Annotated in this window: 25 protein-coding genes and 2 pseudogenes; 16 read left to right on the forward strand and 11 right to left on the reverse strand. The window is 69.1% G+C overall.

Annotated elements, in window-relative coordinates; all coding sequences use genetic code 11:
- Window positions 1–49: 49 nt before the first annotated feature.
- Window positions 50–1,399: an SGNH/GDSL hydrolase family protein gene (locus PV396_RS21505; protein WP_319206845.1), complete on the reverse strand. Its 1,350-nt coding sequence runs from the start codon at window positions 1,397–1,399 to the stop codon at window positions 50–52.
- 311 nt (window positions 1,400–1,710) lie between these two features.
- Between PV396_RS21505 and PV396_RS21510 the strand changes: the two genes are divergently transcribed.
- Both PV396_RS21510 and PV396_RS21515 read left to right on the forward strand, forming a co-directional pair.
- A complete protein-coding gene (locus PV396_RS21510) occupies window positions 1,711–2,973 on the forward strand; it encodes a DUF445 domain-containing protein (protein WP_416071451.1) in 1,263 nt (420 codons plus the stop codon).
- 74 nt (window positions 2,974–3,047) lie between these two features.
- Window positions 3,048–3,539, forward strand: coding sequence for a hypothetical protein (locus PV396_RS21515; protein ID WP_319206849.1), 492 nt, complete (start codon window positions 3,048–3,050; stop codon window positions 3,537–3,539).
- Between the two features lie 19 nt (window positions 3,540–3,558).
- Here PV396_RS21515 and PV396_RS21520 read toward each other — a convergent pair whose 3' ends face one another.
- Complete coding sequence (locus tag PV396_RS21520) at window positions 3,559–4,008, reverse strand: hypothetical protein (protein WP_319206851.1); 450 nt, start codon at window positions 4,006–4,008, stop codon at window positions 3,559–3,561.
- Window positions 4,009–4,101: 93 nt separating this feature from the next.
- On the opposite strand from PV396_RS21520, the gene PV396_RS21525 reads away from it, so the two are divergent.
- Window positions 4,102–5,112: a GlxA family transcriptional regulator gene (locus tag PV396_RS21525; protein ID WP_319206853.1), complete on the forward strand. Its 1,011-nt coding sequence runs from the start codon at window positions 4,102–4,104 to the stop codon at window positions 5,110–5,112.
- On the opposite strand, the gene PV396_RS21530 is transcribed toward PV396_RS21525, so the two are convergent.
- Entirely contained in the window at window positions 5,109–5,420 is a 312-nt protein-coding gene (locus tag PV396_RS21530; protein WP_319206855.1) for a hypothetical protein, read from the reverse strand. The two genes, PV396_RS21525 and PV396_RS21530, sit on opposite strands and share 4 nt — an antisense overlap.
- 191 nt (window positions 5,421–5,611) lie before the next feature.
- On the opposite strand from PV396_RS21530, the gene PV396_RS21535 reads away from it, so the two are divergent.
- Both PV396_RS21535 and PV396_RS21540 read left to right on the forward strand, forming a co-directional pair.
- Window positions 5,612–7,657: an FAD-dependent oxidoreductase gene (locus tag PV396_RS21535; RefSeq protein WP_319206856.1), complete on the forward strand. Its 2,046-nt coding sequence runs from the start codon at window positions 5,612–5,614 to the stop codon at window positions 7,655–7,657.
- A gap of 96 nt (window positions 7,658–7,753) precedes the next feature.
- Complete coding sequence (locus tag PV396_RS21540; RefSeq protein ID WP_319206858.1) at window positions 7,754–8,530, forward strand: hypothetical protein; 777 nt, start codon at window positions 7,754–7,756, stop codon at window positions 8,528–8,530.
- Here the strand turns inward: PV396_RS21540 and PV396_RS21545 are convergent.
- Complete coding sequence (locus PV396_RS21545) at window positions 8,523–9,455, reverse strand: endonuclease/exonuclease/phosphatase family protein (protein ID WP_319206860.1); 933 nt, start codon at window positions 9,453–9,455, stop codon at window positions 8,523–8,525. The two genes, PV396_RS21540 and PV396_RS21545, sit on opposite strands and share 8 nt — an antisense overlap.
- 549 nt (window positions 9,456–10,004) lie before the next feature.
- Between PV396_RS21545 and PV396_RS21550 the strand changes: the two genes are divergently transcribed.
- Window positions 10,005–10,577 carry a dihydrofolate reductase family protein gene (locus tag PV396_RS21550; RefSeq protein WP_319206862.1) on the forward strand — a complete coding sequence of 191 codons (573 nt, stop codon included), beginning with the start codon at window positions 10,005–10,007 and terminating at the stop codon, window positions 10,575–10,577.
- A 36-nt stretch (window positions 10,578–10,613) separates the two neighbouring features.
- On the opposite strand, the gene PV396_RS21555 is transcribed toward PV396_RS21550, so the two are convergent.
- Both PV396_RS21555 and PV396_RS21560 read right to left on the reverse strand, forming a co-directional pair.
- Complete coding sequence (locus PV396_RS21555; protein WP_319206864.1) at window positions 10,614–11,636, reverse strand: helix-turn-helix domain-containing protein; 1,023 nt, start codon at window positions 11,634–11,636, stop codon at window positions 10,614–10,616.
- Window positions 11,637–11,813: 177 nt separating this feature from the next.
- On the reverse strand, window positions 11,814–12,389 hold the full coding sequence (locus tag PV396_RS21560) for a peptidase inhibitor family I36 protein (RefSeq protein ID WP_319206866.1): 576 nt from the start codon (window positions 12,387–12,389) through the stop codon (window positions 11,814–11,816).
- A gap of 151 nt (window positions 12,390–12,540) precedes the next feature.
- Between PV396_RS21560 and PV396_RS21565 the strand changes: the two genes are divergently transcribed.
- Entirely contained in the window at window positions 12,541–13,377 is an 837-nt protein-coding gene (locus tag PV396_RS21565; RefSeq protein ID WP_319206868.1) for an SMP-30/gluconolactonase/LRE family protein, read from the forward strand.
- Window positions 13,378–13,386: 9 nt separating this feature from the next.
- Here PV396_RS21565 and PV396_RS21570 read toward each other — a convergent pair whose 3' ends face one another.
- On the reverse strand, window positions 13,387–14,052 hold the full coding sequence (locus PV396_RS21570; RefSeq protein WP_319206870.1) for a TetR/AcrR family transcriptional regulator: 666 nt from the start codon (window positions 14,050–14,052) through the stop codon (window positions 13,387–13,389).
- A 101-nt stretch (window positions 14,053–14,153) separates the two neighbouring features.
- Between PV396_RS21570 and PV396_RS21575 the strand changes: the two genes are divergently transcribed.
- Window positions 14,154–15,059 (forward strand): SDR family NAD(P)-dependent oxidoreductase, encoded by a 906-nt coding sequence (locus tag PV396_RS21575; protein ID WP_319206872.1) that lies wholly within the window; start codon window positions 14,154–14,156, stop codon window positions 15,057–15,059.
- Between the two features lie 53 nt (window positions 15,060–15,112).
- Window positions 15,113–15,874 carry a hypothetical protein gene (locus PV396_RS21580; protein WP_319206874.1) on the forward strand — a complete coding sequence of 254 codons (762 nt, stop codon included), beginning with the start codon at window positions 15,113–15,115 and terminating at the stop codon, window positions 15,872–15,874.
- Between the two features lie 61 nt (window positions 15,875–15,935).
- On the opposite strand, the gene PV396_RS21585 is transcribed toward PV396_RS21580, so the two are convergent.
- Both PV396_RS21585 and PV396_RS21590 read right to left on the reverse strand, forming a co-directional pair.
- Window positions 15,936–16,547 (reverse strand): DUF5753 domain-containing protein, encoded by a 612-nt coding sequence (locus tag PV396_RS21585; RefSeq protein ID WP_319206876.1) that lies wholly within the window; start codon window positions 16,545–16,547, stop codon window positions 15,936–15,938.
- Window positions 16,548–16,622: 75 nt separating this feature from the next.
- Window positions 16,623–17,177: a GNAT family N-acetyltransferase gene (locus PV396_RS21590; RefSeq protein ID WP_319206878.1), complete on the reverse strand. Its 555-nt coding sequence runs from the start codon at window positions 17,175–17,177 to the stop codon at window positions 16,623–16,625.
- A gap of 61 nt (window positions 17,178–17,238) precedes the next feature.
- Between PV396_RS21590 and PV396_RS21595 the strand changes: the two genes are divergently transcribed.
- A complete protein-coding gene (locus PV396_RS21595) occupies window positions 17,239–18,135 on the forward strand; it encodes a hypothetical protein (RefSeq protein ID WP_319206879.1) in 897 nt (298 codons plus the stop codon).
- 330 nt (window positions 18,136–18,465) lie between these two features.
- On the opposite strand, the gene PV396_RS21600 is transcribed toward PV396_RS21595, so the two are convergent.
- A complete protein-coding gene (locus PV396_RS21600) occupies window positions 18,466–18,948 on the reverse strand; it encodes an NUDIX hydrolase (RefSeq protein WP_319206880.1) in 483 nt (160 codons plus the stop codon).
- 10 nt (window positions 18,949–18,958) lie between these two features.
- A complete protein-coding gene (locus tag PV396_RS21605; RefSeq protein WP_319207390.1) occupies window positions 18,959–20,179 on the reverse strand; it encodes a helix-turn-helix domain-containing protein in 1,221 nt (406 codons plus the stop codon).
- 454 nt (window positions 20,180–20,633) lie between these two features.
- Here PV396_RS21605 and PV396_RS21610 point away from each other — a divergent pair.
- From PV396_RS21610 to PV396_RS21630, 6 genes and pseudogenes are all read left to right on the forward strand, one after another.
- Window positions 20,634–21,287, forward strand: a pseudogene (locus PV396_RS21610) (phosphotransferase); the annotation flags it as partial.
- Between the two features lie 135 nt (window positions 21,288–21,422).
- On the forward strand, window positions 21,423–22,475 hold the full coding sequence (locus tag PV396_RS21615; RefSeq protein WP_319206884.1) for a hypothetical protein: 1,053 nt from the start codon (window positions 21,423–21,425) through the stop codon (window positions 22,473–22,475).
- Entirely contained in the window at window positions 22,472–23,473 is a 1,002-nt protein-coding gene (locus PV396_RS21620) for a hypothetical protein (RefSeq protein ID WP_319206886.1), read from the forward strand. Before PV396_RS21615 ends, PV396_RS21620 begins: the two co-directional genes overlap by 4 nt.
- Before the next feature lie 20 nt (window positions 23,474–23,493).
- Window positions 23,494–23,655: pseudogene (locus tag PV396_RS45180) on the forward strand (NAD-dependent epimerase/dehydratase family protein); the annotation flags it as partial.
- A gap of 45 nt (window positions 23,656–23,700) precedes the next feature.
- The gene (locus PV396_RS21625; RefSeq protein ID WP_319206888.1) at window positions 23,701–24,393 is read left to right on the forward strand and encodes a hypothetical protein; all 693 of its coding nucleotides are present in this window, start codon (window positions 23,701–23,703) and stop codon (window positions 24,391–24,393) included.
- Window positions 24,377–25,420: an FAD-dependent oxidoreductase gene (locus tag PV396_RS21630; protein WP_319206890.1), complete on the forward strand. Its 1,044-nt coding sequence runs from the start codon at window positions 24,377–24,379 to the stop codon at window positions 25,418–25,420. Before PV396_RS21625 ends, PV396_RS21630 begins: the two co-directional genes overlap by 17 nt.

Genomic DNA, 25,420 nt, shown 5'->3' on the forward strand with positions numbered 1-25,420 from the left:
GCCCCCACCGGCCCGCGCCCTCCGAACGCGCCCCCGACACCCCCAGCCCCTACAGCCGCGCCGGCGCAGCCCCCTTCAACTCCTCCAAGTCGAACACCTCCGCCATCCGCGCATACCCCGCATCACTCGGATGCAAGTGATCCCCCGAGTTGAACCCCGGCAGGAACCTCCGAGGATCCCGCGGATCCCGCATCGCCTTGTCGAAGTCGACGTACGCGTCATACACCCGCCCCGCCCGGATCTCCGCGTTCACGGCCTGCCGCAACCCCTCGGTCGTCGCCGAGTACCCGTGGAACCCCCCGAAGGGCATCAGCGTCGCCCCCACCACCCGCAGGCCCCGCCCGTGCGCCTCCGCGACCATCTGCCGCAGCCCGGCGACGATCGACGACGCCTTCAGGGCCTTGGGGTTGCGGGAGCGCAGGATGTCGTTGACGCCCAGGTCGATGACGACGACCTTGACGTTCGGATGGTCGAGCACGTCCCGCCCGAACCGTTCCAGCCCGCTCGCGTTGGGCGCCGGAATGCTGAGACCGCCCGGCTTCAGGACGCGGTTGCCGCCGATGCCCTGGTTGAGGACGCTGTAGTGGGGCACGTCCGCGCCGGTCTCCGCCGCAGCGTGGAGGCGGTCGGACAGGACGTCGGGCCAGCGGCTGTTGGTGCCCACGCTGGACGTGGTGCCGGCGGTGAGCGAGTCGCCGAGGAAGACGACCGTGCCGTCGGCCTCGTTGCTGAAGACGTCCAGGGCGGTGACGTACCGCCAGGCCTCGACCTGCTCGGTGTAGGCGGCGGCGTAGGGGTCCTCGGTGCGGTCGCCGAGCGCGGCGTACGAGATCTGCCGGGCGTGCGGGTGGTAGGTGACCGGGCCGGACGGGATCGCGGAGTACGTCGTCACGAGGACGTCGCTGTCGCGCGGGACGACGATCCGTACCGCGTCGCTGACGATCTGCTGCCCGGCCGGGATGGTCACCGAGGGGCTGCCGCCGAAGGTGAGCCGGCGCATGGTGCCGGCGTCGGCGGACGCGCTGTTCGCGGCGGCGGCGACGGCGATCGAGGCGTGGGCGATGGTCAGGGGCTGGGTGCCGTACAGGTTGGAGAGGGTGGCGCGGGCACTCGTACCGCCGGCCGAGGTGTGCACCACGTTGCGCAGGGAGCGGCCGGCCAGGCCCTGGACGGCGGTTCCGGGCTCGCCGCCGACCGGGGAGGCGGACCAGGTGCCGACCCAGGTGCCGGCGGACGCGGGGGCGACGGCGTTGCCCGAGTCGCCGCGGGCGCGGCTGACGGTCTTGGCCTGTGGGGTGGTGCCGTCGTCGAGGGTCGCCCCGACGTAGATGGCGGTGGATACGGCCACGACGAGTGTGATCATCGCGGCGAACAAGCCATAACCGTGGCGCCTGGTCATGGGGTGCGTGACTCCTAGTGCGGTGGGGAGCGTGGGGCTCCGGTGGGCTGCGCCCATGATGCGGGATGGGCCTGCGGGGGTCGGCCGAATCGTTCGGACTCACCCCCTCCGGATATACGTGGGGAACTCCTGTTCCGTTCCGGGAGTAGGTCAAGAAGGGACAATGTGTGGGGGATCACTGAACGGTGGAGCGAATGGAACGCAGGAGAACGGGTTCAGAGGACGCGTCCGGAGGCGCCAGAGGGGCCAGAGGTGCCGATGGGGCCGGGGTGACCGAAGGGGCCGCCCCGGGGGCCGTCCCCGGTCGGGCCATGAACGCCTTCGGTCCCGCCGACGAGGAGCGCATGCGCGGCGTGCGTCGGATGAAGCTCACCGCAGTCGGGCTGCTGGCCTTCGTCGCCGTCGTGTACGTCCTCGCCAAGTGGGCCGGTGAGCAGGGCGCCGGCGGCTGGACGGGGTATGTCGCGGCGGCGGCCGAGGCGGGCATGGTCGGTGCGATGGCCGACTGGTTCGCGGTCACCGCCCTCTTCCGCCGTCCCCTCGGCCTGCCCATCCCGCACACGGCGATCATCCCCACCAAGAAGGACCAACTCGGCATCTCCCTGGGGGAGTTCGTCGGCGAGAACTTCCTCTCCCAGGACGTCGTACGCCAGCGCCTGCGTGCCGTGGGCATCGGCAGCCGCCTCGGCACGTGGCTGGCGGAGCCGGAGCACGCGGACCGTGTCACCGCCGAGCTGTCGGCGGCGCTGCGCGGCGCGCTCACCGTCCTGCGCGACTCCGACGTCCAGGCCGTCGTCGGCGAGGCCATCACCCGGCGGGCCGACGCCCAGGAGATCGCGCCCGGCATCGGCAAGATGCTGGAGAAGGTCGTCGTCGACGGCGGCCACAAGCGGGTCGTCGACCTCGTCTGCGTACGCGCGCACGACTGGCTCGTCCTGCACGAGGAGGAGGTCATGGGCGCCGTGCAGGGCGGCGCGCCCGGCTGGACGCCCAAGTTCGTGGACAAGAAGGTCGGCGAGCGCGTCTACAAGGAACTGCTGCGCTTCGTCACCGAGATGCGCGACGCGCCCTCCCATCCGGCGCGCGGCGCCCTGGACCGCTTCCTCACCGACTTCGCCGCCGACCTCCAGTCCGACACGGACACACGCGCGCGTGTCGAGCGGCTGAAGACCGAGGTGCTGGGGCGCGGCGAGGTCCAGGACCTGATCGCGTCCGCCTGGACGGCCGTACGCTCGATGATCGTTTCGGCGGCGGAGGACGAGCGCAGCGAACTGCGGCTGCGCGTACGGGCGTCGCTGCTGTCGCTGGGTTCGCGGATGTCGGTGGACGCCGGTCTGCAGAGCAAGGTGGACGGCTGGGTCGAGGGCGCGGCGGTGTACGTCGTGACGACCTATCAGGGCGAGATCACCTCCCTGATCACGGACACGGTCGCGGGCTGGGACGCCGAGCACACGACGAAGAAGATCGAGGCCCACATCGGCCGCGACCTGCAGTTCATCCGTATCAACGGCACGGTGGTCGGCTCGCTGGTCGGACTGCTGATCTACGCGGTGTCGCGGGCGGTGGGGGTGTAGGCCGGCGGATAGGTACCCGTACCTGAGTACGCGTACTCTGTCGGACCGTCTCCAGAGAGGTAACCCTCGAAGGTATGACCGAGACAACGGGGAACGGCACCATCTGGAAGCTGCTCAGGCCGTTGCGGACGCGCCCCTGGGCCGAGCGCTGGCTGACCCGCGCCCTCGGCGCCGCGGTCGCTTCGGCGTCGTACGTCGTGTGCGTGCCCTGGGAGTTGCGCAACCGGGCGCAGCACGTGGGCTCGATCGATGAGACCACGCCGGTTACGGGCGTGGGCGTCGCCGCCCTGGGCGTCCTGCTGCTGCTTCTGGGCGCGTACTTCGGGTATCGCGACCGGCGGGGCTGGCCTGTGCTGCTGGTGGCGGTCCCCCCGGCGACCCTTATGTACGTCTCCCTGAGCACCCAGCCCGGCCCACCTGACGGATTCGCCAACGCCTGGCCCCTGACCTGGGCCTTCTTCACGCTGGTCATGGCGGCGGGGGTGCTGGTCGCGGCGAGCGTGGGGCGGGCGTTCCAGGTGGAGGAGGAATCCCTGGAGGGGCTGGTGTCGGCGGGACGCGGCTGAGTCCCGAGGGTGCGCGATCCTAGGCCCCGGTGGTGGAACCGGGCCGGACGATCATCAGCACCGTGACCGTGGCCCACAGAAGGTTGAACACGCCGGTGAACATGGCGAGTTGAACGGTCGCGGCCCGGTCCCCGCTTCCCTCGACGACTGTCTCCTGCCGGGGCAGCACCAGTACGACCAGGACGATCGCCGCCGCGACGGTCAGCGCCATGGACACGATCAGCCAGGCGTCACCCATCACCCCCATGCTCGTGGCCGTGGCGATCCCGAAGACGGGTACGGCGATGCCGACACCCGCGTACACCCGGCAGATCCGGTGCAGGAGCCGTACGGTCTCCCGTGCCCGGGGATCGTCGGGCGCCTCGAGTGCCTTGCGGGCGCTGGGCGGGAACATGCTGGCGGCGACGGTCACGGGCCCGACGGCGATGATCGCGGCCAGGACATGGACGGCGAGAAGGAACTTGGTCACGGGGTGACGGTAGGCGTGGGGAGGGGCGCGCAGAAGTGGCGCTTTTGCCATGGGTCAACGGATTGTCGCCACCGGATTCTCTAGGCTCCAGCCATGCCCACCGACACCCCGACTGTCATGCCCACCTCCACGCACCCCCCTGTCGCGCACACCGTCGCCGTACTGGCCCTCGATGGCGTCATCCCGTTCGATCTCTCCGCGCCGATCGACGCCTTCGGCTGGGCGCGGCTTCCGGACGGGCGGGAGGCGTATCGCGTACGGGTCTGCTCGGTCGCCGACGAGGTGAGCGCGGGGCCGTTCACCGTGCGGGCGCCGTACGGGCTCGACGCGTTGGGGGACGCCGACACGATCGTCCTGCCGGGCATCGCCGACCCGACCCCGCCATTGCCGCCGGGCGTCACGGAGGCGCTGCGCGCGGCGGCGGCGAGCGGGACGAGGATCGCCTCGATCTGCGTCGGCGCGTTCCTCTTCGCGGCGACGGGCCTGCTGGACGGCCTGCGTGCCACCACGCACTGGATCGCCGCGCAGGACCTCGCGGACAGCTACCCGGCGGTGACCGTCGATCCGAACGTCCTGTACGTCGACAACGGCCAGTTCCTCACCTCGGCGGGCGCGGCGGCGGCGTTGGACATGTGCCTGCACATGATCCGGGGCGACCACGGCTCGGCGGTCGCCGCGCAGGCGGCCAGGATGTGTGTGATGCCCCTCGAACGGGAGGGCGGGCAGGCCCAGTTCATCGTCCGGGCCCAGCCGCCGGCCCCGGCGGGCGCGACGATGGAACCGGTACTGCGCTGGCTGGAGGACCACGCGGACCAGGGCGACCTGACGCTGGCCGACATCGCGGCGCAGGCGGGGATGAGCGCCCGTACCCTGAACCGCCGTTTCCGCGAACAGACCGGCACGACACCCCTGCAGTGGCTGCACCGGGCGCGGGTCCGGCAGGCGCAGCACCTGCTGGAGACGACGACGCACCCGGTCGAACGGATCGCTGCCCAGACGGGGTTCGGGTCACCGACGGCTTTCCGGGACCGTTTCAAACGGGTGGTCGGGACCAGCCCGTACGCCTACCGGCGGGCGTTCCAGAGGGCGCCCGGAACTGCCTAGTGCCGGTCGGCGACGGCCCAGGAGGCGAGGGCTACGGCCCCGGCGACCCCGAACACGGCGGGCCAGGCGCCGACCTTCTTGGCCAGGGGGTGCGATCCGGCGAAGGCGGCGACGTACGCGACGGTCAGCGCCCCGGCGGCCGTTGCGCCCGCCTGCTCCTGCCACTGCTGGGCGGCGACGGTCCCCGCTACGGCCAGTACGGCGCCGCCGAGCTGCCGGTTCCGGCTCCAGCGGGCGACGGCGTACCCGCCGACGAGACCGCCGGCGGCCACGAGCGCCGTAGGAACCTTCGTCTTCGCCATGGCCATGGTTGCCTGCCTCCCGCTGATGAGTCGTAGTCGTATGGGGCGAGGCTAACTCGTGTGGCCCGGCATCCCCTTCGCCGGGGTGACGGCCCGTCGACGTCAGTGGTTCGAGGTCATTGGTTCGAGTGGTTTGCCGTCCTCGTCCGTGTGAACGCGCCTACGCCGTACGGCTCATGCGCCAACAGTGAGACGTGATGAGCACACAGAATTCTTCACACACGTCCCAGCCCGCATCGCCGCCGCCCTCGCGTCGTGCCGTGGTCACCGCGACCGGGGTCTCGGCGCTCGCCGCAGGGCTCGCCGTCACCTCCGCCGGATCCGCGACCGCGCTGAGCCCTGCCGTAGATCCCGCCACTGCTCCCGCCACTGCTCCCTTCATCGCTCCCTCCACCCCGGCGCCGCCCGGCATCGACCGCCAGGCGTACCGGACGGTCGCCCGTGCCATCGCCGTCTACGACGAGCACGACAACTCCCTTGTCCCGGCGTACCTCCGAGCCATCGAGAACGGCCTGCCCACCGGCCGGGCGAAGACCACGAAACGCGTCCTGGTCATCGGCGCGGGACCGGCCGGCCTGCTCGCCGCAGACCTGCTCAACCGGGCGGGCCACGACGTCGTCGTGATCGAGGCCAACGGCAACCGCGTCGGCGGACGCGTCAAGACCTTCCGCAAGGGCGGCCACGAGAACGGCGAGCAGCCGTTCGCCGACCCCAGGCAGTACGCCGAGGCCGGGGCCATGCGCCTGCCCGACAGCCACCCGCTCCTCATGGCGCTGATCAAGAAGTACGACCTCGCGCGCCAGGAGTTCTACCTGGTGGACGTCGAGGTCGACAACCCGGGTCGGAAGGCCAACCGCACCTGGATCCACGTCAACGGCGTGCACATGCGCCGCGCCGACTACGAGAAGCACCCCGAGACGATCAACGACACCTTCGGCGTCACCGGCCCCAACCGCACCAGGACCGCCGCCGCGATCCTCACCGAGGCACTCAGGCCCGCTCGCCTTCTGGTCCAGGACAAGGAGGGAACCGACCTGGTCAACGGGTGGATCACGGTCCTGGAGAAGTACGGCCACTGGTCCATGTACCGGTATCTCACCGAGGTCGCCGGGCTCGACACCAGGACCATCGACCTCATCGGCACCATCCAGAACCTGACCTCGCGGCTGCACCTCTCCTTCGTACACAGCTTCCTGTCCAGCGTGCTGATCGCGCCGAGCACCAAGTTCTGGGAGCTCAAGGGCGGCACGGCGACGCTTGCCGACGCCCTGTACGCGCCGGTGAAGGGGAAGGTGAGGCTCGACAGGCGCGCCGTACGCATCGAACGGGGCCACGGGGACGGCGGCAGCTACGGGGACGGCGAAAAGGTGCGGGTGTACACCGTGTCGGAGGACTGCCAGACCGGCAAGGGGGGTGCCACCGAGGTGTTCGAGGGTGACGAGGCGATCATCACCGTCCCCTTCTCGGGGCTGCGCCATGTGACCTTCGACCCGCCGCTCTCCTACGGCAAGCGCCGGGCCGTCACGGAGCTGCACTACGACGCCGCGACCAAGGTGCTGCTGGAGTTCTCCCAGCGCTGGTGGGAGTTCACCGAGGAGCAGTGGCGCCAGGCGCTGAACTCCATCGAGGACGGGCTCTACGACAAGTACCGGGCGGGCAGGGTGCGGGACGCGAGGCACCTCGGCGCGCACGCGTCCGTGAAGAAGCTGGGAGTGACGATCCCCGACGGGCTGAAGGAGTGCTTCACCGCCTTCAGGCCCGGACGTCCCGGACGGCCCGGCCCGGGCGGCGAACCGGAGGCCGCCCATGTGCGTGGCGGCGGATCGGTGAGCGACAACGCGAACCGCTTCATGTACTTCGAACACGCGAGCCCCATGGAGGGCAGCGACGGCGGCATCGTGCTCGCCTCCTACAGCTGGTCGGACGACGCCCTCAAGTGGGACGCGTTCGCCGACGAGGAGCGGTATCTGCGCGCGCTCGCGGGAGTTCAGGCCGTCTTCGGTCGCCGCTGCGAGGTGTTCTTCACCGGCAAGTGCAAAACACAGTCCTGGATGCGCGACCACTACGCCTACGGCGAGGCTTCCGTCCTCTTCCCCGGCCAGCACGCGGAACTGTTCCCCGACGTTCCCACCTCCGAGGGGCCGTTGCACTTCGCGGGCTGCCACACCTCCATCAAGCCCGCCTGGATCGAAGGCGCACTCGAATCCGCCGTCCGCACGGCCCTGAAGGTCCACACGGGCTGACGGAGGCCGATCAGCCGAGGTTGGTTCGGGCTGCTCGACAACCGGCCTGGACCAACCTCCGGACCTGGCGATCCCGTGCTCGGCTAAGGTGCGCGAATGCCAAACACGCGTACGTACGGCAGCTACCGGACGGGTGGCCTGTGGGCCGCCGCCGGGATCTCGTTCGGTGCTGTGATCGTCGGCTCGGCGGTGGCGTTGTTCGGCATGCTGGAATTCGACGAGCGGTGCCAGCAGGGTCTGGTCACGGGGCCGGGCGCCCTCCGCCACGTGCGGAACCAGCCCTTCCCACCGGCCACCGTCTGCGAGTTCGAGCGCGGGGACGTCACCTCCGTCGGAGGCGGGCTGGTGCTTGGCGGGCTGCTGTGGCTCAGCATGCTCGTCCTGGTCATATGCCTGTTCGCCGCGTTGATCGCGGAGTGGTTCGAGCCACGGCTCGGCGGCCCCTGGGTGACGCCGATCTCCAGGACGGCGAAGCTGCGTCGTACGGGGACGGCGTTCTTCGTGACCGGCTCCGCGTTCCTGATGTTCTACGCCCTGGCCGGCTGGAAACTCCTCGCGGGCCCGGCCTCGGCCTGCTCGACGGGCGCGGACTGGGGAACCAACCCGCCGAGGACCCTGCAGTACAGCTTCCTTCCACCCCAGGCGACCTGCCAGTACACCAGCGGCATGACGCGGCGCATGAACCCGGACTGGGTGGCTTCCCTGGCAACGGAGTTGGCGGTTCCCGCGCTGGTGGCCGGAGTGGGGTTCGCGCTGGCATGGTGGCGGTGGCGTTCGGACCGGTCGGACGACTCCGGTCGGGAGGGCGGTTCCGGTCGGGAGGGGTCTCCCGGCCGGGCAGACGCTCCCCGCACCGGCTCCCCGCTCACGTGACGTCGATCTCGAGGACGACCGGACAGTGGTCGGAGGCCTTGGGCTTGTCCGTTCCGACGCCGAAGAGGCGGGGGCCCATGTATTTGGCCGCGCGCAGGGGCAGTCCCTTGCGGAAGATCTCCGGGACCGTGGTGGTCGCGGCGGCGAGTGAGGCCGACGGCAGCAGATAGTCCAGTTGCCGGTATTCCTCCTCCGCGGCCCAGTAGTGGGTCCACTGCTCGTCCGACGGCAGTCGGGTCACGACGTTCTCGACCTGGTCCCAGCCGACCAGGTCGGCGATGGCCGGGCTGCCTTCCTCGTTCGTCTCCATGTAGTCGTTGAAATCGCCCAGGACCACGAACGGATGGTCGCCCGGGGTGCGACCGAAGCGCTCGGTGACGAGCTCCATGACCTTCGTGGCCTGCTGCAGTCGCTTCTCGCGGGTCTTCAGCCGCCCCTCGCTCATCGACTTGAAGTGGTTGACGAAGAGCGTCACCGTCTTCTTCCTGTCGCCCGCCCCGACCTCCACGTCGACTTCGAGACAGTCCCGGGAGAACAGCGCCGTCGTGGGGCTCGAGGGGTCGAGGAAGTGCTGGTGGGAGCGGATGTGGGTGATCGGGAACCTGGAGAGCACGGCCACGTCGATCAGCCGCGGGTCGTTTCCGTCGACCCCGGCGACGTACGGGTAGGCCGCACCGAGCGAACGTGCGCGGAAGTGCTTGAGCGTGTCCACGTTCTCCACTTCCTGGAGTGCGAGAACGTCCGCTCCGACCTCCCGCAACGCGGCTCCGGTGATGGCCTTGTCCTCCTGTCCCAGCTCGTCGAACCGGGTCTGATCGACAAGCCAGCCCCGCTTGTTGGCGTCCGCGGGATTCACATGGTCCTTGAAGCGCCAACGGGCGAAGAGGTTCTCGACGTTGAACGTCGCCAATCGCAGAATGGTCATCCGGGACCTCCGGGCGAGTCGGATCCACCCCGTGCATCCCCCGAACTCCAGCTTCCTCCGACGCCCCCGACTCGCAACCTCGGGCAGGACGGGCCCGACTCGCGACCCCGTAAGGATGCGCGCATCCTGGAACGGAGGACCGAAGGGGGCGTTCGCGCGGAGGCGGGGGCCGTGTCAGTCCCCGGCCGTAGCGTGTGCGCGTGACGCGACTCCCGCGACTCCCGCGACTTCCGCAACTCCCGAGCCGCCCGCGACTCCCGAGCCACCCGCAACTCCTCCAGACGTACTCCTACTTACGCCCCTCGGCCGTGCGCGCCTCCACGGCCGGACATACCCTCGCGCCCTCGCGCTGGAGACCTCCGGCGGGTCCGCCCCGGCCGGAGCCGCGGCCACCGTCCGTTTCTTCGACCGATGAGTTTCTCCGTGATCCGCGGTCAGAGGTCAGAGTCAGAGGTCATGGTCGGTGCGCGACACCGCGAGTTGCCGTCGCGGCGCACACCGGCCGACCCTGCTGAGAACGAACCCGACACGAGACACCGAGGAACCCAGATGCGCACCCTGATCAGCACCGCCTTCGTCTCCCTCGACGGCGTCATGGAGGCCCCGGGCGGCGAGTCCGGTTACCGCAACGCCGGCTGGACCTTCAAGGACGTCGAGTTCCTGCCCGAGGCCTTCGAGATCAAGGGCCGTGAGCAGACCGAGGCCACCGCGATGCTCCTGGGCCGGACCAGCTACGAGGCCTTCAGCCCTGTGTGGCCCGACATGGAGGACTTCGCCGAGTACAAGGTGATGCCGAAGTACGTCGTCTCCACCACCCTCACCGAGGACGCCCTGGTCTCGAACTGGGGCGACACCACCATCCTGCGCTCCCTCGACGAGGTCGCCGCGCTGAAGGAGACCGAGGGCGGCCCGATCATCGTCCACGGCAGCGCCACCCTGAACCACGGCCTGTCGGACGCGGGCCTGATCGACCGCTACCACCTGCTCGTCTTCCCGCTCCTGCTCGGCGCGGGCAAGCGTCTGTTCAGCGCCACGGACAAGGACACCCAGAAGCTGAAGCTCGTCGAACACGAGGCGTACGCCAACGGCCTGCAGAAGAACGTCTTCGACGTGGTCCGCTGATCCGCTGACCGGCATGCCATGCTGTCGAGCCGACGCTCAGACGTCGAACAACGCGCCCGGCGCGCCCGACGGTCCGCCGAGAAGGGCGAGCCCCGCCGGGGTGATGGTGTGCAGGACGTACCTGCTGCGGCGCACGCTCAGCAGCAGGCCCGCCCGGCGCAGAACGGCGGTGTGCTGGCTCGCCGCGGCGCCGGAGATACCGATCCGCCGGGCGAGCTCACCGGTCGTACGGCCCGTCACGGCGTCCGCCAGGATCGCGGCCCGGGTACGCCCGACCAACTCGCCCAGCCGCGTGGCCCGTTCCATGGCACTGTGCCCCCGGGCCCAGTCGCCGGCGTGCTGGATCGGATAGACCAGGACGGGGGTCCGCTCGGGGGAGGGGGCGGCGAGCATGACGGGTCTTCGGGAGCAGAAGAAGCACGGCTGGAGCAGCAACCCCCTTCCCCCGAGCCGCAGTTCACGGTCGAAGGGGTACGGGGCCTCGAGTACGGGCGGCTCCCAGCGCAGCACGGGCCGGAAGCTCGCCAGGAGTCCGTCGGTGCCGCCCGCCAGGGCTGCCCGGGCACGGGCGGCCAGGTCGGCTTCCACCTGGGCCCGGATGTGCGGACGGAAGGGCAGGAGCGCACGCCGGTAGTAGGTGCGCAGGGCGCCGCCGAGCCGGTGCAGGGCCTCGGGTTCGCCCTCGGCCAGGGCGCGGACCTCGGCCGGCAGGGGCCGCCGCGGCCGGTGCCGGGAGGCGGCCAGCCTCGCGAGGTCGGCGCGCAGGACGGGCTTGGGTGTGGTGAGCACGGCCTCGACCGCGCTGTCGAGGCCGGGGACGCGGCTCCGGTCGGGCGTGAGGAAGTCCGGCGAGTAGCCGCGCGGTGGCAGGAGCGCGGCGAGCAGCACGTCCGACGGTCCCAGCAGGGGCCGTACGAGTCGCCTCCAGTCGCCGAAGGCGGGGTTGTTGTCCTCTCCGGCCAGCGCCTGGAAGCTGTTGCTGATTTCCCAGAGGTGATCGGGAACGGCGGCGACACGAACACGCGCGACGTCCTCGGCGGTGAAGTGCACCCGCAGCATGGGGGTCTCCGATGGTGGTCGGTCATCGGGTGGGTAGCGGTGCCCTACGACAGTGACCGAGCCCCATCAGCGGGGGCAAGGGGGCATTCGGCCACCCGCTGCCGCCGTGTCCCGACACACGCTCGCCCGGCCTCTGGCAGAGGCCGGGCGAGAGCTGCTGGTGGTCTGGCGGGCGGTCTAGCAGGGCTTGACGTACCAGATCGGGTCCCAGTTGAAGCTGGGGTGGTGGGAGGGTGCGCCGAGGGTGGTGTAGATGACGGTGCGGTTCCGGTCCTTGAGCTGCGCTCGGGTGCCGGGGGTCTGGTTGTTGTAGAAGGAGCCGAGGCCGGTCCAGTTGGTCAGGGCGTAGTCCCGGCAGTTGTACAGGGCGAGTCGCTCGCCGGTGCCGTTCTGGCCGCGGTACATGCAGAAGTACTCGTAGTCGCACTCCCACGCCGCCGCGGCCCGGGTACCGGCCGGTTTGGTCAGGTCGCGGGCGTACTTCTCGCCGGGGACGGCCACCAGGAGCGTCGCGCCTTCGGCGAGGCGGATCTCGTTCGCGGAGATCTGGCGTCCCCCCTGTTGCGCGATGTTGCGTTCCACCTTGGCCTGGAGGGCGTCGGCCTGCCCCTGGGTGAGCCCGGCGGCACGAGCCTGCGCAGCGAAGGCCGTGTCGGCCTGCGTGGACGCGGCGGATGCGGGGCCGGTCATCCCCATGGCGAGGAGAGCGACGGATGCCGCCGCGACGGACGCGAACCGTTTCACTACGGACATGTCATCCCTGTCTGTTGGAGGAGCGGGAGGGCCCCATGCTGTTGCGGGCTGCCGGACGCCACCAGATGTTTAAGTCAGGGCTTAGCCGTCGGGCGGCGTGGACGGACCTCGCCACGGGCCCCGCATGGTGATCAGAAGTAGGAGAGGCGACATGAGCGCACCCGAAGTCCTGATGGTCGGAGTCGTGTTCGGTGAGTCACCGCGCTGGCACGACGGACGGCTCTGGTTCTCCGACTGGGGCGCGAACCAGGTGATCGCGCTCGGCACCGACGGCGGCCACGAGGTGGTCGTGACCGTGCCGTCGTTCCCGATGTGCATCGACTTCCTCCCCGACGGACGACTGCTGGTCGTGGACTCGGCCCGGCGACAGCTGCTGCGCCGTGAGCCCGACGGTTCGCTCGTCCGGCACGCGGACCTGTCCGAGGTCTCGGAAAAGCCGTGGAACGACATCGTGGTCGACGACCGGGGCAACGCCTACGTCAACACCATCGGCTTCGACTTCCCCGGCGGCGAGTTCGCGCCGGGCCTCGTCGTACTCGTCACGCCGGAGGGTTACGTCCGTCAGGTCGCCGACGACGTCGCGTTCCCGAACGGCATGGCGATCACCCCGGACGGCGGAACGCTGATCCTCGCCGAGTCGTACGCCAACCGGCTCACGGCGTACGACATCGGAGCGGACGGAGGACTCACCGACCGGCGCGTGTGGGCGGAGACCCCCGGCGACCATCCGGACGGGATCTGCGTGGATGCCGAGGGCGCGGTCTGGTACGCCGACGTGGGCAACCAGCACTGCGTACGGGTACGTGAGGGAGGCGAGGTGATGGCCACGGTCGACCTGGACCGCGGCGCCTTCGCCTGCGCACTCAGCCGGGGCGAGGATCCGCGTCTGTACGTCGTCGGCCAGAACTGGGGCGGACCCGAATCACCGGAACCCACCGGACGGGTCGTGGCGTTCCCGGCACCTGCGCCTGGCGCCGGAAGACCCTGACCACTTGGTTCACGCGCGTGGCAGCACGCCCAGGAGCGTCGACGTGAAGGAGATCCGCAGAGCGTCCCGCAGCTCCAGGTTGAACACGCCGAGAGCGGGTTCGTCCGCGTAGGCGGCGAGGACGCTGGGCGGCGGCGGGACGTACGACGACAGGGCGCCCGCCGAGACCAGGATCAGCAGGCAGAACAGCTGTGCGTCCTCGCCGAGTTCGGGCACATGGCGGCGCAACAGCTCGGCCATGGCCTCGGTCCTCGCGAGGTAGGACCGCTTGTGCCGCTTGACCACCTCGACCGAGACGTTGTGCTCGAGCACGCCGCCCTGGGCGCCGAAGAGGTCGCACAGCACCACGTTGCCCGCCAGCGACCGGCTGAGGATCTCCGCCAACTGCCCCGCCCGCACCTCCGGCGCCGCGTGTGCTTCGATGCCTGCGGCCAGCTCGTCCGCCAGCTCGGCGAGCCAGCTCTCCAGGAAGACGTCAAGCAGTTCGAGCAGCACCGCCTCGCGCGACTCGAAATATCGCAGGACGTTCGACTTGGCGAGGCCCACCCGTCGGCTGAGCTCGTTGAGGCTCACGTCGGCCACGGGCATCTCGTCGAGCATCGCCGCCGCCGTGTCCAGGATCGCCCGGCGGCGGATCTCCCGCTGCTCCTCGCTTCGCGCCCGCTGAAATGTCACACCCCGAGTCTAACTTAAAGACCGGCGGTCTCTTGACATGAGACCGACGGTCTCTTAACTTGGACACTCATAACAGACCGACGGTTCTTTAGGGGTGGGCGATGAGTGGCAGCAGCTGGACCGAGCAGGACATCCCCGATCAGCGTGGCCGGGTGGCGATCGTGACCGGCGCCAACACCGGGCTGGGCTTCGAGACCGCCCGGATGCTCGCCGAGCGCGGGGCCGCGGTGGTTCTGGCGGTCCGCGACCTCGAGAAGGGCAAGCGGGCAGCCGCCCGCATCACCGGCGACGTCACCGTCCAGGCCCTGGACCTGACCTCCCTCGACTCGATCAGGTCCGCGGCGGCCGACCTGCGCGCCGCCCACCCGCGCATCGACCTGCTGATCAACAACGCGGGCGTGATGTACACCCCGCGGCAACTCACCGCCGACGGTTTCGAGCTGCAGTTCGGCACCAACCACCTCGGCCACTTCGCCCTGACCGGCCTGCTCCTTGACCGGCTTCTGCCCGTCCCCGGCTCCCGCGTCGTGACCGTCAGCAGCGTCGGTCACCGCATCCGGGCCGCCATCCACTTCGACGACCTGCAGTGGGAGCGCTCGTACGGTCGCGTCGCAGCGTACGGCCAGTCGAAACTCGCCAACCTGATGTTCACGTACGAACTGCAGCGCCGACTCGCCCCACACGGCACCACGGTCGCGACGGCCGCCCACCCCGGCGTGTCCAACACCGAGCTCGTCCGCAACGCGCCCGCCGCGCTTCGCGTACCCACCACCTGGCTCGCACCCCTCTTCACCCAGAAGCCCGAGATGGGCGCCCTGCCCACGCTGCGCGCCGCCACGGATCCGGCGGTCGCCGGCGGGCAGTACTACGGCCCCGGCAACCGAGGCGAGTTCCGGGGCTACCCGAAGCTGGTCACCTCCAGCCCCGACTCCCACGACCAGACAGCTCAGCAGCGCCTGTGGACCGTCTCCGAGGAGCTCACCGGGGTGAGGTTTCCCGTGGGGTGAGGCGGGCGGTGACTCCATGTCACTGTCAGACCTGGCTGTTACGGTCCGTCGACATGGCAGAAAACGACCGCAAGGCAGATGACGACGGCATGCGAACTCGGCCGACTGGGCCACTGGCAGAAGACGACGGCATCGCATGGCTCGGCGAGCGCTGGACGAGCGACACGCCGGACCCCATCCTCGGCCGCCAGGCGGGTCTCGTGTTCGCGGAGGGAATCGCGCCGCAGGACCTGGCGGTGGTCTTCGGAGCCGTGCCCTGGGAGATACCCGAGCCGGTGAGCGCAGAGGCCAAGGCCATCTACGACCGAACCCACCCGCACACCAACACCCACGTCCCCGACGAACCCAGCCTGACGGTCTACGGCAAGGAGGGCCGCTGGTCCTTCCTCGCCGGGAACTTCGACTTCCTGATCCACTTCCAAAAAGGGTTCGCGCTGCCGCAGGGAACCGGCCGGGTCATCCTCCTCTACAACATCATCGCCAGAGGCATGTACCTGATGCTCTACTTCGAAGACGGTCAACGGGTATGGAGCGACGAGATCTACGGCTGCTTCGACGAGGAGACGAAAGGAAACGGCGGCCACTACTTCGACTACGCGCCGAAGATGTCCTTCCTCAACTGGGCCATGCACGACGCGGGTTGCCGCCCCGAGGTCCACTACGTCGACGGCCGGCCGGTCTTCGCCGACGAGGGCTGGATACCCGACTGGCGGCAACGGTTCCTCAAGGGGCTGGAGATCGCGTTCGGGATCTCGGTGCGCCGGGAGAGGTTTGATGGGGGTGGGTATCCGCTGGCCAATGTCTACTGGGTCTGATCACTCCGGGGCTGGCGGGGCGGTAAGGGCAGCGCTACGCACATGTGCTCCTGCTGGACACCTACTCGTACTCGCTGCTCCAGAAGTCCAGGGCCTTTTCGATCAGTTCCTTGGCGTCGTTCCCGTAGTAAGCAGCGCTGCTGAGAAGACCGAAGGCCTTGTTGTGCAGGGCGAGTTCGGCCGGGTCGGTGATGTCCACGCCGGTGGAGACGAGTTCGTAGTTCACCCGCTCGCCGTCGTAGATGCTGAAGCCGGATGCGGGCACCATGCCGACCTCGGCGGTCGCGGGAAGGACGCCGAAGGTGAGGGAGGGGAGGTCGATCTCGCGGAGAAGACGTTCGAGTTGCCCGCGCATCACCTCGGGCCCGCCGACATGCGTGTACAGCGACTGCTCCCCGAGGATCACGTCGTAGTGATGCTCACCGTCGTACAGAACCTGCTGACGCTCCATACGCTTCGCCACTCCCGCCGGCACATCGTCCGGCACACCGAGGAAGTCGACGACCTTCCGAAGGATCACGGTCGCGTACGCCTCGGTCTGGAGAGTGCCCCAGATCATGTCGGGCACGTACGACTTGCCGTGCCGCGTCCGCTGGTACCAGCCGATGACCTCGTTCTGGATGTCTTCGGTACCGGTGGACAGGCGGTGTTGCCAGGGGACTGAAATGGTCACCGTGTCACTCCTTGAGGCTCGCGCCGTGAGGCATCCCCGCATCCCCGCATCCGCGTGGTCCGGCACTCGCTTCTGCTACTTGTCGGCGGACTGCCACTCGTGATCGAGAACGGCGTGGACGATGCTGTCCCGCCACATGCCTCCCCGCTGGATGTGCTCGCGAATCCGGCCTTCCACGACCATCCCGGCCCGTTCCATGGTGCGGGCGGAGGCCTCGTTGTCGGGCGAACGCGCGCCCCAGACCCGGTGCAGGCCAAGGTCCTCGAAGGCAACGGCCAGGAAGAGCTGGACAGTCTCCAGACCGTATCCACACCCCCAACTCGACGCCCTGAGGGCGAAGCCCATGGTCGCGGCCCTCGGCTGGTGCGGATCCAGCGCCAGACGGCCGAAGCCGACAAGATCTCCGCCCATCCTCTCGACAACAGCCAAGGCGTATTCGCGGCGCTCGTCCGCATGAGCGGCCTCGATGGAACGGGTGACGATCCGCTCGACCTGGTCCCGGGTGCGGGGGTCGAAAGAGAGGTGTTCCGTGGCTCTTGGGTCGCCGTAGATGGCGTGGACGGCGTCCACGTCGCCGGGGGCGAGTTCGCGGACGAGGAGACGTTCGCTGGAGCGGCGCACCGGATGCATGCTGGGACCATACTGGGGCTGATCGGCATGGGCCGGAATGTCCGGTGTCACGGTCGCGCGTATGACGCTCTTGCCATCAACAACTCGTGCTGTCGATCTACGTGTTGAACCGATTGACGAGATCCTTGATCGAGTGGAGAGGTCACTTCAGACGCGCTTGGAACGGAACACGCTGGTGCGCAAGCGCCGCTCCGTCGGGGCCCGCACCAACCGCGACTCGTGGGTACGTGTCGAGCGGCGGGGGATCGACAGGATCGGCGTCCAGGGGTGGAACGGTACCGAGTGCGCCGCGCGTCTGAAGGGCATCGCTCAGCCCGCCTGGCAGGGATCTGTGGTCTGGCGGGACCAGGACGAGCACGTGATGTGGCGGGCCGACGAGACCGACCTCCTGCCCGGAGCACCGATCGGCACTGCCGTACTGAGTGACGACCCGAAGCTGTCCGACGAGTGGTGGCAGGCGTTCAACACCACGCTGGACGCACTAGCGTCGCAGCACACGACGCGTATCGCCACGCCGGACACGGTGACCATCACGCAGGCCGTCGTCACCGAGTCGGTTCGTAGCACGTTCGCCGGTGACTTCGACACGACGGTTGAGCGGTGGGTTCCGGCCCACGCGGACCTGAACTGGGCCAACATGACCGCGCCGACGTTTTGCCTCTTCGACTGGGAGGACTGGGGCAACGCGCCCCGAGGACTGGACTCCGCCTCGCTGTGGGGGAGTTCCCTCGCCGTCCCGGCCCTGGCTGATCGCGTACGGCAGGAGCGGCGTCACGACTTCGAGAGCCGGGACGGCAAGCTGATGACGCTGTTCGTCTGCTCGAAGATCCTCGGGCCTCACGCGCATCCGGAGGACCCTCGCCTACGGCCCGCGCGCCGCATGGCGGGGCTGATTCTGCACCGGGTGCGGACCGGAGAGCATTGGAGTGAGGAGGGGCCAGGCCTAGGCTTCGGCTGACAGAAGAACCCGCGTCCGTTCGAGGTCGACGGCGATAATCCGCACCGATATGGCCTGGTCCTCGTGGGTAAACTCCGCAAGGTCCGCGACCGGCTCGGCGAGTGGAACGAGCCCGCTCAGCCCACTCGCGGAGCACGATGCCCACTGGCGATTGTGATCGGCGTGCCAGACCACCTCGCCCGTGACGAACTAGCAGGGATGACCCGCCCCCGGGGCGCTTCCTTCCCTTGGGGCCGATCTCTTCGGTGATCTCGCCGTTCTCGATCTTCTGGCGTAGAGACTCAGGGACCTGGAAGGTTTCCTGTGACAGCGCGGGTGGCGTTTCCGTGCTTACGACGCTGTTTCCGGCGCCGTTCCGTGTTCCAAATACGCGGTCATGCCGTTGGCGCGGGCCTCGATGCCAGCGGTGATACGGCGTACGAGTCGGGGGATGGTGAGTGCCGACAGTTCTCCGGCGTCGTGGAAGGCGTAGCTGCGGACCTCGTTGGCCTGTAGCGCGATGTGCTGGCACTCGTCGGCGGTGAGGCGGCCTCCGTCGAAGAGATAGAGGACCTTGTCTCCCTCTCCCGGGTTCGGCGCCCAGTCCACGACGAGCAGGTGGCCGATGGCGGGCTTGATGCCCAGTTCCTCATGGACTTCGCGCACGCAGGCTTGCAGGGGTGATTCTCCCTGCTCGACGTATCCGCCGGGGATGTCGCGGTAGTCCTTGTACGAGGGTTCGACGAGCAGGATCCGATCGGCGTCGTCGAAGAACAGAGCGCCGGCTGCCATGCGCGGGCGGGCCATCTTCGCTTCGTGCTCGTTCTCGCTCACGGGATGGACTCTAGCCGCCGACGACGCCGAGCCTGCGGGCCAGGTCTGCCACGGGCTGGGATGGGCGGCCTCGGGTGCCGCGGATCCAGCCGATGACCAGTCCCCGGCTGAGGTAGTGGTGGCGTACCTGTTCGGGGCCGGCTCGTTCGGCGTCCAGCAAGGTCGCCAAGGCTTCGTCGGTCCGGTTCCAGGCGCTCAGCGCTCGGGCGACTTCCAGGCTGTGCCTGACGCGTCGTTCGGCGGGCAAGCCGCTGGTGTCGATGCGTTGGCCGAGGTCCGCGGCTATCTGGATGTCTCCGAGCTCGCCGGCTGTGGCGACGCAGTGGATGGCCACATTGGTCGGGCCGAAGGCCGTCCACAGGTGGTTGGCGTCGGTGCCCAGCCGCTGTGCGGCTTCGTCGGCTTCCCGGAGGAAGGTCTGCGTCGTTGCCCGGTCTTCTGCTCGGGCGGCCGCCATGGCGCCGACGAGGAAGAGCGTCCCGTAGACCGAGAGGTACTCGTCGTTCGCGGTGCCCAGGCCGGGCTGCATGACTGCCGCCGCATCGTTGACCAGCTGGATCGCGGCGGTGAAGCGGCCGGTGGCCATCAGGCAGTGTGTGACCGCGCGGAAGAGCGAGCCCGTCACTGTGTCCTGGCCGCTCTGTTGCGCTGCCGCCAGACCACGGTCGGCGGCGATCCACGCCAGTGCCGACTCCCCGACCTTGCCCAACACCATTGCCGCACCGTGGTAAGCCAGAGCGAGCTCGGCATTGGCCTCCTCCCCTTCGCGCCCTGAGTACGCGCGGGTGGCGCCAAGAGCATCGGCCACGACAAGGGGAAGCCGTCGAGTCGCGAAGCCGTACCGGGACACCTGGTAGGCGTCGAGGACCTCCTTCACGTCTGCCCGCAGGTCCTCCAGGGCGGGTGGTTCATCGTCGGGTGGGGGTCCCAGCAAGGGCGTGAGCTGCTTGTAGTCCATGAGGGCTTCGCGCAGGGCGGGGACCGTGCGGCGACCGCTGTCGTTCGACCAGTCCATGAGCGTCGGTTCGGCAAGCAGGTCTCCGAGAGAGACGTCGAGGGCCCCGGCGAGCGAGGTGATCACCGAAAGGCGGTCGAGCTCGATCCGATTGTTCTCCGCTTTGCTCAGCCAGTCCGTGGTGCGTCCGACAAGGCCGGCCAGGACCTCTTGGGAAAGGCCACGTCGGCGCCGGTACCAGGCGACGCGCTCGCCGATGGTCAGGGTCTCTGTCATCCCTCGCATGTCCTGAGCATCTCCTCGTGGCTGAATGGGACCCCGGAAAGATTTTCCGGGGTGCCGTCGGACTCCTTGCCTACCGTCGCAGCAGACCGAGAAAGCCGCTGGGCAATGTGGGCAACTCCCTTCGCCCCGGCTGACTTTGGCGATCGGCCCTGCTTCTCGAACGGGAGTAGGGCACGGCCCGCTGAATGGAGGTGTGGAGGGTGCACAGCGCGAAGGTGACGGAGTCGTGGATCGAGCAGGAACTCGGTCCGTTCGGCCCGACAACCCTCAAGCCGTACTCCAGAACCCGGTTCGCCACGGACGGCAGTGCCATGCTGAAGGTCTACGTGAGCATTGCCCCCGAGGGTCGGCGCCTGCGTGAGGCTGCGACGATCGAGCGTGTCACCCTCCTGCTCCTGGGCCTCTCGGTCCCGGCCGTCCTGGCCACGGAAAGCGTCGCGGCCGGGTCTTGGACGGCGTTCCGGGCAGTGGATGGCACACCGTGCTCGGTAGGCACGCACAAGGCGACGGAGGAGTACATCGGCCAAGTCGTGACTGTAAGCGGCAGACTGCACCGGCCTACTGCCGGCGCCACTCCCGGCTCCGGCTGGAGCGTGCGGCGATCCGGTCCTGTTTCCTCGCGCCGGTTTCTGTTGGACCAGTTCTCCCCTCGCTGCCGGTGGCTGCCCTGGTGGCAGTGCTGGATGAGGCTCTACAGACGATCGATTCCCACCCGGCGGTTCGCCTGCATGGCGATCTCAAACCCGAGCACTTCCTCGTCGACAGCGGGCGTTTGCACGTCGTCGACTGGGAGGCGAGAGCCTGTGGGCCAGCCGTTCTCGACTACACGGACGTGGCCTTTCACCTCGTGCGCGACCTGGTGTACGAGGGCGTACCGCCCGGACGCATCCCGGTCGATCTCCTGACCCAGCTGCCGTTCAGCGGGCCGGTGCTCGCCTGCCGTCTGTTCCTCTGGCTCGATCGCCGTCGGACCCAGGACGTCGGCCTCGTCACTGCCCACGATGTCGCCCGACTCGCCACCGAAGAACAGGCTGTCTCCGCGTACAAGTCGCTCGCTCAGACCATCGCGCTTCTTCGCGCTGTCGGCGTACCTCGCTGATTCCCTGCCTCATCGCTCGCCCCCAGGCGTGCGGACGCCTGCGCTCATTCCCTTCTGTCCAACCCTGAACGGGAGTTCGTGATGCCTCGTACGAGCACGATCATCGGCAACAGCCACCTCGTCATCGACACCGCCATGGCCGGACCGGACACGAGCGCAGCTGTGGACGGTTCGTGTTCCGGCGACGTGCAGCAGTTCGCGGAGGCTCTTCGCAGCAGCGGAGAAGACGCCGACGACAGCTGGCGCCGCTGGGCACGTCGGTTGCTGAGCGGTGAGGGTCTCTGCCCGGTGCTGCTTTCGCGGGTCTGGGCGGAGGTCGTCTCGTTCGACGAGAAGCTCGCGGCTTTCCTCGCGAGCCCTGTGTCCGTGCCGGACGGCACCATCATCGTCTCGGGCAGCGGGAAAGAGACCTTCAAGACGTTCAACGTGTCGACGGCTGCCAGTCTGCTAGCCGCCGCCAGCGGGGTGAACGTCGTCAAGGGCACTTCCTCGTCGGTCTCGGCTGTCTCGGGCTCGTCCGACGTTCTGGCGGCGCTCGGCCTTCCCGTGCTGTCGGAGCCGGCCCGCAGTCCGGAGTACGTTGCCGCGTACGGCATCGCCTTCGTCGACTACGCCTCATTCTGCCCGCGTTATGCCGCCCGCTACGACGGCCGGTTCGACTTCCTCAGCCCGATGAGCTTCTTCATGCCGACGGCAACCCTGGTCGTCTCGGCCGATGCCTTCCTTCACGGGCTGGCCCACGACGACGTGCAGACCGCCGCGCTCGGCATCCACGCCACACGCCCAGACATCGCCCGTGGCCGGGTTGTCACGACCCGGATCGGGCCCGGCCAGCGGATCGATGAGCTCGCTTCGGTCGGGATCAGCACCAGCGCGGTGCTGCAGAACGGTGGCGTACAGCTCCTGCGACACCACCGAGAGCGTGCCACCAGCATGTGGCAGCGAACGGTGCGGCACCGCTCCGACCACTCCTCGAACGCCGCAGCCCTGGTCGAGGCCCTCCGCCCTGACGGTGACCCGGCCGCAACCGAACTCGTCGAATACAACGCCGCGGCCATCCTCGCCACCGCACGCTGCGGGGTTGGTAACGACGACGCCCTGCAGCTGGTCCGCGAGGCTCGTCTCGACGGCCGGGCCCAGCGGCTTCTCTCCCGCCTTCGCACCGCCACCTCGAAGGGAATCCGATGACTCCGCAGCCTCTGCCCGTCACCGACCACTGGGTCACGAAGACCCTCGGCCCGCTGACTCGCCGGTTCACCCACCACGACCGGCTCCAGGAGGTCTTACCCCTGGACAGCGACCGACCGCTGGCCGTCGTCACTGGCTTCGGCCCCACCAACGCCCCCACAGCGGGAACCCTGTCCGTGATGCTTGGGGTCATCGAGCTGCAGCGCTACCTCCGCGTGCCGATGACGGTGGTCGTCTCCGAGTTGGGCGCCTGGAATTCCCGCAACGTGCCGTGGAGCCAGCTCACTGATGTCCGTGACCAGATGTTCGCCTTCATACGGGCGATCGGTCTCGACTCGCAGCCCGGTAGTGCTCCGGTGCGGTTGCGTTCGCACGTCGACCACGCCAACCTCGTGCGTTGCGGGCGCATTGCCCGGTTCCTCAGCCGCCAGGACTTCCTCGACCACCACGAAGACCTGGTCGACCTTTATCAGGACCACGGCCTGCTCGGCAGCGAGGTCGGTCTCACCGTGGACGCGCTCTACACGGTCGCCGACATCCTCGGGCCTGCGGAGGAAGGCGCGGCGCGGGTGCTCATGCTCTCGGGTCTGGAGGAGAGCTACTTCACCGAACTCTCCCGCATCGTCCTGCAGCGGCAGCGCGAGGCCGGCGAACTCAGCCTGGGCTGGCAGGTGGACCTTGGCGCCCTGTACTTCCGGGTCCTGGAGGGTCTCGGCGGCTACCCCAAGATGTCGAAGAGTATCCCTGCCTCAAGCATCCACCTCGGAATGACCGACGCCGAGATCGCCGAGCGCATTCTCGCCTGCGACGAAGCCAGCCAGCGGCCCCTGCTCTCGGCGATCGAGCTGAGCAGCGGGTGGCCCATGTCAGAGATCGACCAGGCGCGCGCCGCCTACCAGCACAGGAGGCGGGAGCCCGCTGGCTGGCAGCTGACGAAACAGCGGTTCGCGGAGACGTTCGCCACCTACGCCGGGATCTGGCGGGAGTGCGGTCGGTGACTGCCGAACCGACGTACATCGTGCTGGGAGGTGCCGGCCGGCTCGGTCGGCACCTCCTCCCCAAGCTCCGAGCGCAGCGCTCCCCCGTCATAGGCATCTCGCGGAACCCGCCCGGCGACTCTGCGGAACGACACTCGAGTTGGGTTCGCGCTGACCTCACCGAGACCTCCCGATGGCCAAACGCACTCGACGCGCTCCGGCAGGTCCTCTGCGGTCAGCAGGAGGTCGTGATCGCTGACCTCTTGCTCGACCGGATCAGCGTCACCTCAATGCGTACGTCGATCATCGCTGCCACTCGCTTCGTTCTCCGAACGCAGGAGGTGCTCGCCACCGAGGGGCGCTCGGTACGAGTCCTCGCCGCCAGCACCACGGCCGCGCTGGCACCGCGCGGATTGCAGACTCCCTACGGCCTGGCCAAGCGGGAACAAGCCCTCCACTACTCCCGGTTGGGCCGCATCGACCTCGTCCTCCTGCCGCAGATGGTCGGTGTCGAACGGTCGGCCAAGCCACCGGCCGGCGGCAGCGTGACCATCGGGGGGAGCTGTTCGTACGACGCTGCTGCCGCAGTGCTGCACGCGGTCGGCCACCAACCGGCCCAGCGATCTCTGTGGGTCGTCCGCAGCAGCGACCCGTACGAGCCGTCCCCGGGCGGCCTCACTGGCCTTCCCAGCGCCGTCAGCGCCCTGATCATCTCGCGAACCACCGGCAGGGACAGTCTGACCGCGCACCGCCGGGCCAGTCGTGAGCGCCTGGCCCTCCTTCCGACGCAGATCCGGGCCCGTGTCGACCACCACCGTGCGCCCGACCAGCTTCTCCGCCCGTTCGAGAGGCGCCTGCACATGCCGCGCGCCCGGACCGTCATCGCCAGTACCCAGCCCGCCCCCGATCCATCGGAGGAAGACCATGCGTATCGCCCCTGAGACTGTGGTCCTCGGCACAGGCTTCGCCGGCCTCACCTCCGCAGTGCGGCTGGCCGAGGACGGTCACCGTGTCCGCTGCCACGGTGACGGCGCCGTCGGCGCGTCGCAGCAGAATTTCGGCCAGCTCCACTCGGGCGCCGTCTACGCCCCAGTGCTTCCTGAGGTGGCAGCCGCCTGCTGGCAGCACCGGAGCCGGTGGTTCGGTCTGCTCGACGCGGAGACCTTGCGATCGCACGGACTGGCGTTGTTCACCAACCATCGCGAGGTCGAGCGATACACGCTGGCGTGGTCGAGCCTCGGGATCCCCGTACGTCCAATGCCCGCAGCGGAGCTGGACCACATCGGCATCCACCCGAACCCTGCTCCGGCTGCCGCGTTCGCCCTGCCCGACATCTCCGTGAACGTGATGGCCTTGCAGGCCAGGACCCAGGCGCACGCGGTGGGCCTCGGCGTCATCTTCCCCCTTTCTGAGTCGTGCGTTCCCGTGCTGTCCGGTAACGAGGTCGTCCTGCGGGACCCGTCCCTCGGGTACTACCGGCCCAGCACCCTGGTCCTGGCCGCCGGGCATCGAACAGCCGGCCTGCTCGACCTGCTCGGTATCCAGCATCCCCTCGCCGTCAGCCGCCTGCCGTACGGCGTGCTGGAGGGCCCGAACCGACAACACCTGCTCACCTACTGGCTCGACGGCGACATGCTCGCGCTCAGCCCACAGCCGAACGGGCTCCACGTCGCGCTGCCGGGTCGCGTGGCGGATCCCGTCGACGAGAGCAAGGAGCACTACCGTCTCGCGGCATCGCTCTCCAGGCGCTGGCCTGCTCTCCCGGCAGAGAAGCTCCGCCTCAAGTGGGGGCACGTCGCCGAGCCAGCGAGTGTCCAGCCCGACCCGTCAGCGCTCGTGGTCGACCTCAGTAACCCTTCACCCGGGTGGGGCCAGGTAGCCAACCTGGTCGTCTGTCTGCCGGGCAAGTGGACCACTGCCTGGCATGCAGCCGACCAGGTGGCTCAGGCGGTAGCCGCCAGCGGCTGA

Origin of the sequence: Streptomyces sp. ME02-8801-2C, assembly GCF_033793965.1 — a bacterium.
Classification (GTDB): Bacteria; Actinomycetota; Actinomycetes; order Streptomycetales; family Streptomycetaceae; genus Streptomyces.

Coding starts and splice junctions, on each gene's coding strand:
- PV396_RS21535 (WP_319206856.1), top strand. CDS start 5,612: ATGAGCACACAGAATTCTTCACACACGTCCCAGCCCGCATCGCCGCCG.
- PV396_RS21615 (WP_319206884.1), top strand. CDS start 21,423: ATGGCCGGACCGGACACGAGCGCAGCTGTGGACGGTTCGTGTTCCGGC.
- PV396_RS21505 (WP_319206845.1), bottom strand. CDS start 1,399: ATGACCAGGCGCCACGGTTATGGCTTGTTCGCCGCGATGATCACACTC.
- PV396_RS21510 (WP_416071451.1), top strand. CDS start 1,711: ATGAACGCCTTCGGTCCCGCCGACGAGGAGCGCATGCGCGGCGTGCGT.
- PV396_RS21530 (WP_319206855.1), bottom strand. CDS start 5,420: ATGGCCATGGCGAAGACGAAGGTTCCTACGGCGCTCGTGGCCGCCGGC.
- PV396_RS21540 (WP_319206858.1), top strand. CDS start 7,754: ATGCCAAACACGCGTACGTACGGCAGCTACCGGACGGGTGGCCTGTGG.
- PV396_RS21575 (WP_319206872.1), top strand. CDS start 14,154: ATGAGTGGCAGCAGCTGGACCGAGCAGGACATCCCCGATCAGCGTGGC.
- PV396_RS21620 (WP_319206886.1), top strand. CDS start 22,472: ATGACTCCGCAGCCTCTGCCCGTCACCGACCACTGGGTCACGAAGACC.
- PV396_RS21560 (WP_319206866.1), bottom strand. CDS start 12,389: ATGTCCGTAGTGAAACGGTTCGCGTCCGTCGCGGCGGCATCCGTCGCT.
- PV396_RS21630 (WP_319206890.1), top strand. CDS start 24,377: ATGCGTATCGCCCCTGAGACTGTGGTCCTCGGCACAGGCTTCGCCGGC.
- PV396_RS21580 (WP_319206874.1), top strand. CDS start 15,113: ATGGCAGAAAACGACCGCAAGGCAGATGACGACGGCATGCGAACTCGG.
- PV396_RS21525 (WP_319206853.1), top strand. CDS start 4,102: ATGCCCACCGACACCCCGACTGTCATGCCCACCTCCACGCACCCCCCT.
- PV396_RS21555 (WP_319206864.1), bottom strand. CDS start 11,636: ATGCTGCGGGTGCACTTCACCGCCGAGGACGTCGCGCGTGTTCGTGTC.
- PV396_RS21590 (WP_319206878.1), bottom strand. CDS start 17,177: ATGCATCCGGTGCGCCGCTCCAGCGAACGTCTCCTCGTCCGCGAACTC.
- PV396_RS21515 (WP_319206849.1), top strand. CDS start 3,048: ATGACCGAGACAACGGGGAACGGCACCATCTGGAAGCTGCTCAGGCCG.
- PV396_RS21605 (WP_319207390.1), bottom strand. CDS start 20,179: ATGACAGAGACCCTGACCATCGGCGAGCGCGTCGCCTGGTACCGGCGC.
- PV396_RS21595 (WP_319206879.1), top strand. CDS start 17,239: ATGACGCTCTTGCCATCAACAACTCGTGCTGTCGATCTACGTGTTGAA.
- PV396_RS21550 (WP_319206862.1), top strand. CDS start 10,005: ATGCGCACCCTGATCAGCACCGCCTTCGTCTCCCTCGACGGCGTCATG.
- PV396_RS21565 (WP_319206868.1), top strand. CDS start 12,541: ATGAGCGCACCCGAAGTCCTGATGGTCGGAGTCGTGTTCGGTGAGTCA.
- PV396_RS21545 (WP_319206860.1), bottom strand. CDS start 9,455: ATGACCATTCTGCGATTGGCGACGTTCAACGTCGAGAACCTCTTCGCC.